Genomic DNA, 14,035 nt, shown 5'->3' on the forward strand with positions numbered 1-14,035 from the left:
GCATGCCATGGAATCACTCGGTGAAGTGCTGAAGTCTTTGCCTAATCAGAAATACCGGCAGCAGGCGGAGCAGAGGATGAAGCAGATTATGGCCGATCCGCTGGTGCTCAAGCTGAGAGCCAAATATCCGATGCTTGACGATTATACGATGAAGATCAATATGAACCGGCTGTATCAATACGTGACCGAGCATACGACATGCTCCAACTGCCCCGGATTGGACAAATGTCCGAACGATTTTCAAGGGCATTATACGATGCTATCGGTAGAGGAGTCCGATAAAGGTCCGCGGCTGTATGACTACAAGGTGTCGTGCAAAAAGTTCGTCGCCCAGCAGACGCAGGAAGCGGTCCGCAGCCGGATCCGCAGCTTCTATGTGGATGAGCGGGCGCTGTCCCAGGGATATTCCTCTACCGAAATTTTCGATAAAGATCCGAACCGCGAGGAAGCGGTAGACCGGATCATCAGCTATATTCTGCAAACGAAGCAGGAGGGTCTTCAGAAGCAGGGTCTGTATCTCGCAGGCAGCTTCGGCACCGGCAAAACGTTTCTTATGTGCTACATGCTTCATGAGCTGGCTAAGAGCGGGTATACGGGTGCTATCGTCTACATGCCTGATTTTGCCGAGGATTTAAAGGCCATGTTCCAGGATCCGTTGAAGCTGAAGGAAACGATCGATGTGCTGAAGGAAACCGATCTGCTCGTGTTTGACGATATCGGCGCGGAGAATTTGAATCCGTGGCTGCGCGATCATGTGATGGGCTCCATTCTGAATTACCGGATGAACCGGAAGCCTACGTTCTTTACCTCTAACCATGATTTGGAGGCACTGGAGCAGCATTTCAGCTTCACGAGCAAGGATGGGGATGAGGAGTTCAAGGGAAGAAGAATCATGGATCGTATCCGTCCTTTTGTCGATGTCGTGCTGGTTAACGGATACAACAAGCGTGGCAGTTAATATCGAAATACGGGCAGGTCATGTCGGCGTAAGCTGCCGATTGGTTGTTCGGAGAAAATGAAGTCATGGATCAGATCTGTCGATCCTGCGCTAATATAAAAAAAGAAGCAGTTGCCCTAGAGCAGCTGCTTCTTTTTTTATAGTATAGAATTTTTATACCTGAATCAGCTTCGAGGCCAAGGCCCCACTTTGTGGGGTTATTTTATATTTGTCTACAACGGATTTGGGTTAGGCGGCGATTTGTAGGCATAACCGTTTATCGGTTGTCAAGGACGATTTCCGCGGTGAGTTGGATATGAGCTTTAAAGATCTCGACGGCAAGATCGCTGTCGCGGTTAAGAACGGCATCTGTTAACGCCTTATGTTCGGCGCGGCCATCACGAACGGACTGCTGCGGGACCGAACAATGCCGATAAAATTCGCTTAATTCCCAGAGGCGTCTGCAAATATCCAGAAGAACCGGATTTGGACATGCCGCGATGAGTTCGTAATGAAATTGACGGTGGAGATCAGACCATTCTTCGCTAACGGCAAGCTTTTGATTCACTTCCTTGTACTCTGGCGTTTGCGATAATTTGTGGTGAACGGCGATTACACCGGATTCCCATGTGAGATCGCCATGGGCGATAGACAGGCGTAATGCTGCGGATTCATTGATCAACCGCGCCTCTATGATGCTTTTCAGTTCTTCTTCTGACACCGTTTTCACTGAAAATCCATGATTCGGGTTTTGCAGGACGAGGCCTTGGGTCGCCAACCGGGTTAGTGCTTCTCGAACGACTGCAACCGAGACAGCGAAGCCCTTGGCTAATTCTGAAACGGTTAATGGAGAGCCCGGTTCATATTGTCCGGTCAGAATATCGGACTGCAGCTTCTTCGTGACATTTTCGCTTAAAGTGGACGAACCGTTTCTTTTGGCCATTAAGCCGACACCATCCTTCATGCACATCGAGATTATACACGTTTAAATAATTTACACCGAAATCTATAAAAAAACAAGAGTGAAATTCGATAATTAAATAATTAATCGATTTGTATTTACAGAATCGATTCTTGTGAATATAATCGAATTGTATTTAAAAAAAAGGAGGTAATTTTACAGTGAGTAACAACCCATTTGCCAAATTTCCGGAAGTCGCCGTTTTTCAGGTGACGAGCAACGACATTGCGGAGGGCCTTCCTTTATCGCCTCAGCAATATTCGGCGATGTCAGGAGTGGAGGGCGGACAAGATCTTTCGCCCCATTTGAAATGGTCGGGTGCGCCCGAAGGGACGAAGAGTTTTGCCGTCACCGCGTATGACCCGGACGCACCGACCGGATCGGGCCTCTGGCACTGGGCCGTCATCAACATCCCTGCCAGCGTCACCGAACTGCCAACCGGCGCAGGCGACGAGCAAGGCAGCGGCTTACCGCAAGGCGCCTTGCAGCTGCCGAACGATTTGCGGCTCGAACGGTTTATCGGTGCGGCGCCTCCAGCGGGACACGGTACCCATCGGTATTATTTTGTCGTTCATGCGCTGGATGTTGAGAATGTCGGCGTCGACTCTAACTCCACGCCGGCTCTCTTAGGATTCACCATGCAGAGCCATACGCTGGGAAGAGCCGTTCTCGTGGCAACAGGAGAAGTCAAGTAACCCAAGATATTGGGGTCATAGGAGACAATGACATGAATAAAAATTGGTTGTGGTATGCGTGCTTGTGTTGATGCCTACATACAGCAACGGAGCGGGAATCCCCAATGCTCCAAGCGAAACAACGTCAAGTACGGAGGAAGCAGTGAAACTGAACGATCCGATTCATCAAAGTGTGTGCCCCATGTGCCAGCAGCCAATTAAAATTTTGAAGCATACGATCATTTGCGGCTGTGGGAGCAAAATCAAAAACAAAATCAAAATCAATTTCAAATTACCCTGAAATAACCCGCCGGAACTTTGGAAGCATTTCTTTGCCGTTGCGGCAAAGAAATGCTTCCAGTTTCACAGCGTGATAAATTTGTCAATCAAAGGAAAAACAGAAGCGCTGCTTCAGCAGGGCTGTTTTGTCCTATAGAAAAGAGGCATTCCAATGCAAACCAATCATAGTATTCAAAAGAATGCAGGAGAGTTGTTACTTGGTATTCTTGTCTTTACGCTCATTATCTCCGTCATGAATGCAACCATGTTTAATGTTGCACTTCCGATTATCAATAATCAGTTTCAGCTCTCGCCGTCACAAGGGAGCTGGATCATTACGGGCTATATGATTGTATATGCAATTGGCTCGGTAACTTACGGAAAATTGACAGACAGATACAGCTTGAAGAATTTGCTGACATTTGGTCTGCTATTTTTTGCTATGGGGTCTGTTGTAGGTCTCGTCGCTACTCAATATTGGATGGTCATTGTGGGACGAATTGTGCAGGCAGCGGGTGCAGCGGTCATTCCAGCGGTTACAATGATCGTGCCAGTCCGTTACTTTTCACCTGAAAGGCGCGGTCGTGCACTGGGTACCGTCGCAATCGGATATGCACTAGGTTTGGCACTCGGTCCAATCATTGCCGGGGTGGTGAGCAGTACGTGGAACTGGCGGGTTTTATTTGTGATTTCGCTTTTATCGCTGTTTACGCTGCCGATGTATCGGAAATATTTAGAGGATGAAAAGGGAGTCGCCAGCAAAATGGATTTTATTGGCGGATCACTTTTGGCGGGCACAGTAGCCCTTCTACTACTGGCATTAACTCAAGAAAATATTTGGGTTGCTGCAGCGGGTGCTATTTCTTTCATTCTTTTCTTATTACGTATACACTTTGCCACAGCGCCGTTTATAGACCCGGCTATTTTTCGAAACAAACCGTTTTCATTCGGTCTGATTATTACTTTCGTCATGATCGGGATTAGCTTTGCTATTCCATTCGTCACACCTCAGCTGCTTTCTTCTGTAAACCATTTGTCACCGGTTTTCATTGGAATGGTTATGTTACCGTCAGCCATAATGGCAGCGATTTTGGGTCGGCGAGGCGGCAAGTTAGCTGATGAAAAGGGAAATCCGTTTCTTGTGTATACAGCAGCAGCACTTCTTATTATCGGTTTCGTTTGTTTGTCTTCCGTCGTAGGCATGTCGCCAGTCTTTATTGCGATCTTTCTCATTTTCGGTGTCCTTGGTCAATCGTTCATGCAAATTGCGATGTCGAACACCGTTTCACGAGCGCTGCCCAAAGAGCATATAGGAGTAGGAATGGGATTGTTCTCCATGATCACTTTTATTTCTTCGGCTGCATCTACCGCTGCCATCGGCAAGGTACTGGATTTCGGCACTTCGACCGTTCACTTCAATCCGATACCTCAAAACAGCACTACATTCGTATATAGCGACATTTTTCTGGTACTGGCTATTCTGGTCGTTATGATGGTTGCATTGTATTATGTACAATTTGGGCGTGCAGCTAAAATGGCTAAGGACAGAGTAATGGACAGCAAATCCTTTACTTAGTGACATTGGTGATATAAGGTTCGTCATTGATTTGCATTCGCCAGCCGTTCTTGCAAAATAAAAAAGCCTGCCCCGCTTGTGTCAGCTGGACAGACCTTTGATAACCTATTAGCGAGTCATAACCTGAACAACGGTTGCGACTACAGCAATCAGCAGAAGAACACCGAAGAATACGCCGAAGCCGATTGCAACGTCCAAAAAGTCGTTGGTTGGTTCTTCCATCACATGAAGTTCAGGATGCTTTGGATCGCTCATTATTGATTTCCTCCTTAAGAATTTCCGTAGGAAAGTCTTGTGCATAGTCCTAATTACGAATAGTATACCCAAATACGAAGATAATTGTAAAGCAGGGGAAAGTGACAATTATGCGACGTTTTTCAAAATGAGTACAGGGTAAAGCCGCTCATGGATGGCAACAGATGGACGAGTCGGGCGGCGGTTGAAAATAGGGGGTATTGTGGTATACTTTACTTGTTGACAACATTTTATTTTATCCGGTGGAAGGAGAAGACATACGATGGCTATCGTTAATGTTACGGACCAATCCTTCAAGAATGAAGTTGAAGGATCCGGTACGGTTCTTGTTGATTTCTGGGCGCCTTGGTGCGGACCTTGCAAAATGATCGCTCCTGTATTGGAAGAGCTTGATCAAGAATTGGGGGACAGCGTGAAAATCGCTAAAGTGAACGTGGATGACAATCCTGAGTCCGCATCCCGTTTTGGAGTTATGAGCATCCCTACATTGATCGTGTTCAAAGACGGACAACCGGTTGATAAAGTGGTAGGCTTCCAATCGAAGGACGCTTTGAAAAACGTTGTAACCCGCAATCAATAATGTTTTCTAACGAAAACTGTTAATGAGAAAAAGCTCTTTTTCTGCTATGCTGGAAAAGAGCTTTTTTTGTTGCATAAGACAATGCCAAGCAGGCTTCCACCGCATCCTTGGAGGATTGCTTATGCCTAAGAAAGAAGCAACGTCATGTTCATGGGATGGTTGTGAGAAAGGAGATAGGTCGCAATGACGATGCACGAGGAGGAACAGGAACGCAAGCGGCGAAATGAAGCGATCCGTAACAAGCTGGCTCTGCTGCCGGAGAAGCCAGGCTGTTACTTGATGAAGAATAAAGACGACAAGGTGATTTATGTCGGTAAGGCCAAGGTGCTGCGCAACCGGGTCCGCTCCTATTTTACGGGAAGCCACAGCGCCAAGACGCAGGCTCTGGTCAATGAGATCGCCGACTTTGAATATATAGTAACGGCCAGCAACGTAGAGGCATTAATACTTGAGTGTAACCTGATCAAGCAGTATTATCCCCGCTATAACGTGCTGCTTAAGGATGACAAGTCGTTCCCGTACATCAAGATAACGAATGAGAAGCATCCGCGGCTCGAGGTGACCCGCAAGGTGTATAAGGACAAGGGCAAATATTTCGGCCCTTACCCGAATGCCTTTGCTGCACAGCAGACGAAGAAGCTGTTAGACCGGCTGTATCCGCTCCGCAAATGCAAGACGCTGCCGGAGCGCGTCTGTCTGTATTACCATCTGGGGCAATGCGTTGCCCCGTGCGAGTACGAGGTCGCTCAGGAAGAATATGACCGGATGGTGCAGGAGATTACCCGGTTCTTGAACGGGGGGCACGATGAAATTAAGCAGGATTTGACCCGCAAAATGCATGAGGCGGCGGAGGAACTTAATTTCGAACGGGCCAAGGAGCTGCGCGATCATATTGTTCATATCGACGCGGTCATGGAGAAGCAGAAGATCACAACCCACGATATTGTGGACCGGGATGTATTCGGCTACGCGGTGGATAAGGGCTGGATGTGCGTCCAAATCCTGTACATGCGCCAAGGGAAGCTGATCGAGCGGCGCGCCTCGATGTTCCCGTATTACGGCGAGGAATACGAGGATTTCGTTTCCTTCGTCACGCAGTATTACAGTGATAACCCCGCCCTGCCGAGGGAGGTCTTCTTGCCTGCGGAGCCGGAGCAAGAGCAGGAAGCGGGCGCAGCGGTTGCCGAAGCTCCGGAATCCGCAAGCGAAGAGGAACCTGCGGGGCTCGCCGAAGAAATGAAGACTGACGTCAAGGAAGCGCTGGAGAGCTGGCTTAAGGTGAAGGTCCATATCCCGCGACGCGGCTTGAAAAAAAATATGGTTCATATGGCGTGCGATAACGCCCGCGTCGGGCTGGAGGAGAAATTCCGGCTTATTGAGAGAGACGAACAGCGTACGGTCAAAGCGGTGGAAAATTTGGGCGAATGGCTCGGTACCGGGATGATTCACCGTATCGAGGCCTTCGATAACTCCAACATCCAGGGCTCCGATCCCGTATCGGCCATGGTCGTGTTTACGGACGGCAAGCCGGACCGCAAGGAATACCGCAAATACAAGATTCGCACGGTGCAAGGGCCGGACGACTACGAAACGATGCGTGAGGTTATTCGCCGGAGATACGAACGGGTACTTAAAGAAAACCTGCCAATGCCGGATCTTATCGTCGTGGACGGCGGCAAAGGGCAGATTTCAGCGGCCGTCGATGTGCTTGAAAATGAGCTGGGACTCTATATCCCGGTCTGCGGCCTTGTTAAGGATGCCAAGCATAAAACGGCGGAGCTGATGACGGGAGATCCCCCTGAGGTCGTTCCGCTTCCCAGGGACAGCCAGGAATTTTATTTGCTCCAGCGGATTCAAGATGAGGTCCACCGCTTTGCGATCACCTTCCATCGGGAGACGCGCACGAAGTCGATGGTCGTATCGACTCTGGATTCCATTCCAGGCATCGGCGAGAAACGGCGCAAGGCGCTATTGAAGCACTTCGGCTCTCTTAAAAAAATAAAAGAAGCCGGCATTGAGGATTTCCGGCCTCTTGGAATCGGGGAAAAGCTGGCTTCGCAAATTTTGCGGTCGCTGAACGGCGAAACGGAAGAGACGCTTCAAGAAGATGAGAGCGGTGAAGAAAATCAGCAGGAAGCCAACGCCATCGAATAGGTTGGCGGAAGCTTCCAGCTTTTTGACATTATAACCGGGAGGAATCTAATGACTCGTACGGAGGGTCGGAGGGTTCCTCTTTGCTTTGGCATGGAGCCAAGCGACGGCCAGGCCCACCAGCCCGGGGAAGAGGATATAGAAGATGCCGGTGATGAGAAACGGCGTGCCCTTCAAGTCCAATAGCGACAAGCCCATCAGGATGCTGTCCATCGTTGCGTGAGCGAAGAGTACGGTCATCAAGCCGTATTTCAAAAAGGCATAGCCAAAAATGATTCCGATGATCGTTACCTCAATAAAACGCGTATAGACCGGGTAGATAGGGTACTGCGTATGACTGAGCGCCCAAATCATGCTCGGCAGCAGCACTGCGAGGAACCGGTTGCGTACGAGCTTCATGAAGAAGGCGATGCCGAACAGCCGGTAGATGGCTTCCTCGGATATCGCTGCCGCCCATGCCATCAGAGGAAAAGCTGCGGGCCATGACATGTTCAGGACGGAATCGGCGGGGTCGTTCACAGACCAGACATCAAAATATTCGCCCGCTATGAAAAATAACGTTTGCTGCACGGCCAGGATGAAAATGCAGAGCAAATACCCCCGAATCATTGAGCTGCGGATATCCCCCCCAAAGGATTCGTCCCTCCAAACAGGCCAGGTAATCCAGCCCTGCCTCTGCCACAGCTGACGTCCCGCCTGAAACGAAAAATAGACGCTGACAGCCATGATGGCAGTAACAATATTAATAAACCAAAGGTTAAACATAGCGCCCCAATCGGAAGGCCCATTGGAATGCATGGTCCGGAATGCCGGAAGCATGTTGAAATTGTTGAAGATATAGATGGCAACAAAAATGAAGGTTAAAAAGATCCCGCGCCGAAAGGTCCATTCTTTGCGGTATCGAATCATAAGGAATACAGCCGCAGCCGCCATGATGAGAGAAGCTCCGAGACTAATCCGGGTCATCAAGGAAGCATTGTCATTCTGCTGTTCCTTCCATTCGGCAAAGGACTCAGGTATGGAAAACGCCGTATGGAAGGCCGTGACCTTTCCGCCGTCTACCGACAAGCTTAACCTAAGCTTGGCTTCTCCTATTTGTTTGTCTTTACTTTCGAACAGGTAAGGCGTACCGCGACCGTTCGTTACAGGCGGTTCCGGCTCGGTTACCGGATGGCTTCTCGTGAAATCGGATAGCGTGTAGCCCTGGTCCTTCAATGCTTGCTCCGCTATCGCCAATGAGTCTCCCAATGAGGCAACAGTCTGCTTTTTGCTCGAGGGAGCGTAGTACGCGTTCCAGCCTATTATATTTAAGTTGGTAAAGTTAACCTCTACGTAATAGGTAGCAAGGTTCGAATTGTCGTTAATTTCCACCTCAAAATAATCGATAGGATAGGCGGCAAAGCGCTTGACATATTCATCGAGCAGCTCCGCTTTTTGCAGATAGCCGCTTCGATCGGAATGAGACTGAAACAAGGTGCCGGTACGATAATCGGCCGAGAGCCCGAAGCGCTCCTGAACGAACCGGACGGCCGCCTCTGCTGCCTGCTGCTTCGTAACCGTTGGGAGGGAGGCCTCCTGTACTTGCTCAACCGATTCATCCTGGAGCCAGGAAGAGATGGCGGCAATCGATACATACAAAATAATTCCAAAAAGTGCCAAAATGAGAAGAGGGAAGTCGGTTTGACGTTTTACCATGCCATGTCTCCTTACTTAGAATTAGAAGCTTACATTATGCTTATAAAATGGTGAGGATATGTCATTGTATTCATTAAACTTAGCACACATGCCCGGCCAAAATCCAATGAAATTCAGAGCAAGAAGGGGAAAATCGTTGAAAAGCGAAGCGCCGGCTCTATCAGCTTCATACTAAGTATTCTAATAATCCGAATATTACCCGTTTTCGAGTAAAAGCGACTTTGTGATTACAAGCAAAGCACATTATAATTCATATCAATTGAATAAAAAGCCGAATTTCTTTTTGAAAACGGGGGAACCATGAGTAATAAGGGGTGAATTCGATTCCATTTCGCGAGATGGAATTGATAGGGTACCTGTGCGTCCGAATCCGTCAGCTAACCTCGTAGGCTTTGTTGCAGGAACCTGTATAGGCATTGGGTTTCCAGTGTCTTTTTTATTGCCTGAAAACCGAAATTGAGGTGAACGATGAAGCCCGTAACCAAAAAAATTCAACTCACACCGCCGCAAATATTAGTTATCGGCTTTGCATTGATTATTCTTGCCGGAGCCATGCTCCTGTCCCTCCCGGTCGCCTCGGCTACAGGCAAGCCCTTGCGCTTTCTGGATGCGTTGTTTACCGCGACATCGGCCACCTGTGTGACAGGGCTCGTCGTTGTGGATACGGGAACGTTTTTTTCGAAATTCGGGCAAATTGTCATCATCTTGCTGATCCAGGTCGGCGGTCTGGGCTTTATGACGATGGCGACCCTGTTTGCTTTTGCGCTAAAAAAGCGAATTTCCTTGAAAGAACGGTTAATCCTGCAGGAAGCGATGAATCAGGGAAGCATGGAAGGGATCGTCAGGTTGATCCGCCGGGTCATTCGATACTCACTCACAATTGAACTCGCTGCGGCAGTGATTTTCTCGATTCGATGGTCGTTGGAGCTGGGACCGGCCAAAGGGATTTATTTTGGCTTCTGGCATGCGATCTCCTTCTTCAACAATGCCGGCTTTGACCTGTTCGGATCGGTCTATGGTCCGTTCACGAGTCTTACCTCATATGTCAATGACCCCGTCGTCAATATCGTTTCAATGGGGCTTATCATTCTGGGAGGTCTTGGGTTTGTAGTCATGTCGGACGTGATGGACTACAGGAACCACCGGCGGCTGTCGCTGCATTCCAAGGTGGTCTTGAGCGCGACAAGCTTGCTTATTCTTATTGGTGCACTCGTCATCTTTATATTTGAATTTACGAATGCCAAAACCTTAGGCTCACTGACGTGGGGAGGCAAGATCTGGGCAGCCTTCTTCCAATCGGTAACTCCGCGCACGGCGGGAGCCAATACGGTAGATTTGGGAAGCCTGCGCCAGGCGACGCAGTTTTTCATGATCATCCTGATGTTTATAGGCGCCTCTCCTGGCTCCACCGGGGGCGGGATCAAGACGACCACCTTCACGACGCTGATTGGCGCCATGATAGCTATGGTCCGGGGGAAGGAAGACATTGTCCTGTTTCATTACCGTTTGGGTAAGGACCGTATTTTGAAAGCTATTACGCTTACGATGATCGCCTTGTTTATGGTCATCTTCGTTGCGATGATTTTGTCCACGACGGAAAACCATCCATTCCTGATGATTTTGTTCGAGGTGACCTCCGCCTTCGGCACGGTTGGCTTGACGATGGGAATGACGACGGATTTGACCGATGTCGGCAAAATATTGATTTGCCTGATGATGTTTGCAGGCCGTCTCGGTCCTTTGACGCTGGCATATGCGCTTGGGCCAAAAACGGAAAAAGAATTATACAGATACCCGGAAGGGAAAATAACCATCGGATAGGGGAAAAGTTAAGACAATGAAACGTAGTCAGTATGCAGTGATTGGGCTGGGGAGATTCGGATCGAGTTTGGCCAGGGAGCTGGTGGATCTCGGATACGAGGTTTTGGGCATCGATAAGGATGAGGAAGCCGTAGAGGAGATGAGCGATGTCTTGACGCATGTCGTCGTCGCGGATTCTACGGATGAAGATGTGTTGAAGTCGCTAGGCATGCGTAATTTTGATTGTGCGGTCGTCTCCATCGGGGATGATATTCAGGCAAGCATTTTGACAGCGATCCTGCTCAAGGACCTTGGTGTCAAGATGGTGGTCACGAAGGCGCTCTCCGAGCTTCACGGGAAGGTGCTGAACAAGATCGGCGTTGACCGAGTGATCTTCCCGGAGAGGGATATGGGGATTCGCGTAGCGCATCAGCTGGTTTCACCGAACCTGCTCGATTATATCGAGCTGTCCAAAGATTATACCATCGCAGAGCTGTCGGTACCTAAGCGCTTATCCGGCCGGACGCTCAAGGAGCTGGACCCTCGAGCCAAATACGGGTGCAGTGTCGTCGCTATCAATAAGAAGCACGGCGTCATTATTGCTCCGACCGCTGTAGATACGCTGGATGAACAGGACATTATGGTCATCATAGGAACGAACGAGCAGATTGATTTGTTTGAGAGCGAAGTAATCCGTTAGCAAATAATCAGCCGTCACAAGAAATAGAGACGCTGCACATCTGGGACAATGGAGTGACAAAAGAGCATGGCCAACGACGTTTCGGAAATAGTCCATCATATCTTGCTATTATTGGTGCTCATTCTTGGTCTGGGGATGGTTTTCGGACGCTTGGCCGGCAAATTGAAGCTGCCTGATGTCGCTTTATTCCTGATCGCGGGCATGATTGTAGGGCAGGGACTGCACTGGGTCTCAGAGACCAGCAGCTCACTGACCAATCAATTCATCTTGACTATCGGCTCCGTGCTCATTTTGTTCGATGGAGGGCGTAACATCCGGCTGTCCGGCCTGAAGAAGGTATGGCTTTCCGTCGCGCTATTGAGCGTGCCGGGCGTGTTGATAACCTGCGGAGTCGTTGCTATGGCGGCTCATTGGCTGCTGGGCATTCCGCTTCTGTATGCCGTATTGCTCGGAGCCATCATTTCGTCCACGGACCCGGCTACGCTTATCCCCGTGTTCAAGCAGGTGACAATCCGTACGAAGGTCCGTGAGACCGTCGAGAGTGAATCGGCCTTCAACGATGCGACAGGCTCCATTCTCACCTTCACGGTGCTGGCTGTCGTTACTGGAAGCCATTCATTCTCTATTGCCGCGAGCATTAAGGAATTTGTGTTTACGGCTGCAGGCGGTATCCTGGTCGGGGGTGTCATTGGCATGGCGTTAGCCTTCGTGACGGCTCATTTGAAGCTGGGCTGGTTCCGCGATTATGCGACTATCGCTCTGGTTGTAACCGCTATAGGCTCCTACTGGATCGGGGATACGCTTCATGTCAGCGGATTTATGGCGACCTTTACGGCAGGACTTGTATGGGGGAATACGGATGTATTCAAGCTCGACATGAACGACAAGCTTCATGAAATGGGGCATTTTAGCGATAATATGACGGTCATTATGAGGATGCTGATCTTTATCCTGCTCGGCAGCCAGGTCAATTTCCAGGTGATCTGGGCCCACTTGTGGCCAAGTCTGGGCGTCATTGCCGTATTCATGCTGATTGCCAGACCCCTTGCGGTGCTGATCTGTACGCTGCCTGACCGGAGGGCTCAATGGAGCTGGAACGAAATCGTCTTTATGTTCTGGGTCCGCGAAACGGGCGTCATACCGGCGGCGTTGTCAGGCATGGTTGCAGGGCTTGGGGTGCAGCATGCCGACGTCATTGCTTCCGTGACCTTTCTTGCGGTTCTTCTGACTATATTGCTGCAGGCAGGGACGACCGCCTATGTCGCCAAAAGGCTCGGTATCGAGGAGAAAAAGGAGACGGCCGGGGACCGGCTGCAATCCAATCCTAAACCGGCTGTTTGAAAAACTCCTTGGCCTTCTCAATAAAGCGCTGCGCCGAAGGATGATGGACGACCTCTTCTGTAAACAACAGGGAGGTCGTTCTTGTCATTTGCTCCAAAGCGGGGATGAAACGCACGACCAGCTCATTATCCTTGACCAGATTGCTTCGCAGATACGATTCCGGCAGCAGCGTCGCTGTTTTGCAGGTGGAGACCAGGCGGATGATGGCCTCGAAGGAGTCGATCTCCATTTTGACGTCCGGCTGAATCGCGTAGCGATGGAACATTTCATCCATTAGGATGCGGTACCAGGTGCCCCGGGAGAATAAGATCATAGGCAGCTCATGCAGGTCGCCTATTTCAATAGAAGCTTTATCTACGAACGGATGCCCGAGCGGCAGGACCAGGCATAAATGATCGTCGAACAGCGGCACGCATTTGAGGCCCGGATGCTCGATTTTGGAAGCGACGAGACCGATGTCGACCTTCCTCTCCTTGACCATGGGAACGATCTCATGCGTTTTGCCGGTAACGGCTTTAATGTCGGTATTCGGGTAGTTCTTCGTATAGATGGTGATAAGGTCAGGCAAGGTAGACTGCAGTGTCGTCAGGCTTGCCCCTATAATGATGCTCGCGGGCTTGACGGTCGTCTTGAATTCCTCGATCGAGCGCATCAGCTTCCTTTCCAGATGACGCTGCTCAATGGCGTGCTCATAGACAATTTGGCCTGCACGGGTAATCTCAAGCCGCTTTCCTTTGCGGATAAAGAGGTCCACGCCCAGCTCCTCCTCAAGCCTCATGATTTTACGGGAAAGGGCGGGCTGAGAAATGTTGAGCACCTGAGATGCTTTATTCAAGCTTTCCAGCTCCACGACCTTAGCAAAAATATCGATATTTTCCAGCAAAATAGTCCCTTCTTTCAAATAAAATGTCCCTTTTGTGATTAAGCTCATTGTATATGTCAAAACTGAATAAGAGTTTATAAAAAATCGGCACTTCCATTATAAGCGATAATGGAGTACTATGGTGTGTGTCACGTATTGTTCACATTTTTTCGGCTGGACTGCATAAAAATTTGTCGATACATGGAAAATAGGCGTAGCGATTC

Annotated in this window: 12 protein-coding genes and 1 riboswitch; of the genes, 8 read left to right on the forward strand and 4 right to left on the reverse strand. The window is 49.5% G+C overall.

Annotation, left to right across the window (positions count from 1 at the left end):
• Window positions 1-7: 7 nt before the first annotated feature.
• Window positions 8-958 (forward strand): primosomal protein DnaI, encoded by a 951-nt coding sequence (dnaI, locus tag B1728_RS08090; RefSeq protein WP_079909702.1) that lies wholly within the window; start codon window positions 8-10, stop codon window positions 956-958.
• Between the two features lie 256 nt (window positions 959-1,214).
• Here the strand turns inward: dnaI and B1728_RS08095 are convergent, their stop codons facing one another.
• Window positions 1,215-1,880: a GntR family transcriptional regulator gene (locus tag B1728_RS08095; protein WP_079909703.1), complete on the reverse strand. Its 666-nt coding sequence runs from the start codon at window positions 1,878-1,880 to the stop codon at window positions 1,215-1,217.
• 179 nt (window positions 1,881-2,059) lie between these two features.
• Between B1728_RS08095 and B1728_RS08100 the strand changes: the two genes are divergently transcribed.
• Both B1728_RS08100 and B1728_RS08110 read left to right on the forward strand, forming a co-directional pair.
• Window positions 2,060-2,593: a YbhB/YbcL family Raf kinase inhibitor-like protein gene (locus B1728_RS08100; RefSeq protein ID WP_079909704.1), complete on the forward strand. Its 534-nt coding sequence runs from the start codon at window positions 2,060-2,062 to the stop codon at window positions 2,591-2,593.
• Window positions 2,594-3,023: 430 nt separating this feature from the next.
• On the forward strand, window positions 3,024-4,427 hold the full coding sequence (locus B1728_RS08110; RefSeq protein ID WP_079909706.1) for an MFS transporter: 1,404 nt from the start codon (window positions 3,024-3,026) through the stop codon (window positions 4,425-4,427).
• A gap of 108 nt (window positions 4,428-4,535) precedes the next feature.
• Here B1728_RS08110 and B1728_RS35730 read toward each other — a convergent pair whose 3' ends face one another.
• Complete coding sequence (locus tag B1728_RS35730) at window positions 4,536-4,682, reverse strand: YqzM family protein (RefSeq protein ID WP_144027805.1); 147 nt, start codon at window positions 4,680-4,682, stop codon at window positions 4,536-4,538.
• 262 nt (window positions 4,683-4,944) lie between these two features.
• Here B1728_RS35730 and trxA point away from each other — a divergent pair, with 262 nt between their 5' ends.
• Both trxA and uvrC read left to right on the forward strand, forming a co-directional pair.
• Complete coding sequence (gene trxA / locus B1728_RS08115) at window positions 4,945-5,262, forward strand: thioredoxin (RefSeq protein ID WP_079909707.1); 318 nt, start codon at window positions 4,945-4,947, stop codon at window positions 5,260-5,262.
• Window positions 5,263-5,445: 183 nt separating this feature from the next.
• A complete protein-coding gene (gene uvrC / locus B1728_RS08120) occupies window positions 5,446-7,416 on the forward strand; it encodes an excinuclease ABC subunit UvrC (protein WP_079909708.1) in 1,971 nt (656 codons plus the stop codon).
• Window positions 7,417-7,461: 45 nt separating this feature from the next.
• Here the strand turns inward: uvrC and B1728_RS08125 are convergent, their stop codons facing one another.
• Complete coding sequence (locus B1728_RS08125) at window positions 7,462-9,108, reverse strand: CPBP family intramembrane glutamic endopeptidase (RefSeq protein WP_079909709.1); 1,647 nt, start codon at window positions 9,106-9,108, stop codon at window positions 7,462-7,464.
• Window positions 9,109-9,367: 259 nt separating this feature from the next.
• A riboswitch (cyclic di-AMP (ydaO/yuaA leader) is annotated at window positions 9,368-9,515 on the forward strand.
• A gap of 61 nt (window positions 9,516-9,576) precedes the next feature.
• On the opposite strand from B1728_RS08125, the gene B1728_RS08130 reads away from it, so the two are divergent.
• The 3 genes from B1728_RS08130 (at window position 9,577) to B1728_RS08140 (ending at window position 12,949) form a co-directional block, all read left to right on the forward strand.
• Window positions 9,577-10,929 (forward strand): TrkH family potassium uptake protein, encoded by a 1,353-nt coding sequence (locus tag B1728_RS08130; protein WP_079909710.1) that lies wholly within the window; start codon window positions 9,577-9,579, stop codon window positions 10,927-10,929.
• Between the two features lie 16 nt (window positions 10,930-10,945).
• A complete protein-coding gene (locus B1728_RS08135) occupies window positions 10,946-11,608 on the forward strand; it encodes a potassium channel family protein (RefSeq protein WP_079909711.1) in 663 nt (220 codons plus the stop codon).
• Between the two features lie 66 nt (window positions 11,609-11,674).
• Window positions 11,675-12,949, forward strand: a complete 1,275-nt coding sequence (locus tag B1728_RS08140) for a cation:proton antiporter (RefSeq protein ID WP_079909712.1) — start codon at window positions 11,675-11,677, stop codon at window positions 12,947-12,949.
• Here the strand turns inward: B1728_RS08140 and B1728_RS08145 are convergent.
• Window positions 12,933-13,829 carry a LysR family transcriptional regulator gene (locus B1728_RS08145; protein ID WP_079910143.1) on the reverse strand — a complete coding sequence of 299 codons (897 nt, stop codon included), beginning with the start codon at window positions 13,827-13,829 and terminating at the stop codon, window positions 12,933-12,935. The two genes, B1728_RS08140 and B1728_RS08145, sit on opposite strands and share 17 nt — an antisense overlap.
• Window positions 13,830-14,035: the final 206 nt, after the last annotated feature.

The sequence above is a fragment of the Paenibacillus sp. 32352 genome (genome assembly GCF_002042965.1).
In the GTDB taxonomy this organism is placed as follows: domain Bacteria; phylum Bacillota; class Bacilli; order Paenibacillales; family NBRC-103111; genus Paenibacillus_S; species Paenibacillus_S vulneris.

Coding starts and splice junctions, on each gene's coding strand:
- dnaI (WP_079909702.1), top strand. CDS start 8: ATGGAATCACTCGGTGAAGTGCTGAAGTCTTTGCCTAATCAGAAATAC.
- B1728_RS08095 (WP_079909703.1), bottom strand. CDS start 1,880: ATGGCCAAAAGAAACGGTTCGTCCACTTTAAGCGAAAATGTCACGAAG.
- B1728_RS08110 (WP_079909706.1), top strand. CDS start 3,024: ATGCAAACCAATCATAGTATTCAAAAGAATGCAGGAGAGTTGTTACTT.
- B1728_RS35730 (WP_144027805.1), bottom strand. CDS start 4,682: ATGAGCGATCCAAAGCATCCTGAACTTCATGTGATGGAAGAACCAACC.
- trxA (WP_079909707.1), top strand. CDS start 4,945: ATGGCTATCGTTAATGTTACGGACCAATCCTTCAAGAATGAAGTTGAA.
- uvrC (WP_079909708.1), top strand. CDS start 5,446: ATGACGATGCACGAGGAGGAACAGGAACGCAAGCGGCGAAATGAAGCG.
- B1728_RS08125 (WP_079909709.1), bottom strand. CDS start 9,108: ATGGTAAAACGTCAAACCGACTTCCCTCTTCTCATTTTGGCACTTTTT.
- B1728_RS08130 (WP_079909710.1), top strand. CDS start 9,577: ATGAAGCCCGTAACCAAAAAAATTCAACTCACACCGCCGCAAATATTA.
- B1728_RS08135 (WP_079909711.1), top strand. CDS start 10,946: ATGAAACGTAGTCAGTATGCAGTGATTGGGCTGGGGAGATTCGGATCG.
- B1728_RS08140 (WP_079909712.1), top strand. CDS start 11,675: ATGGCCAACGACGTTTCGGAAATAGTCCATCATATCTTGCTATTATTG.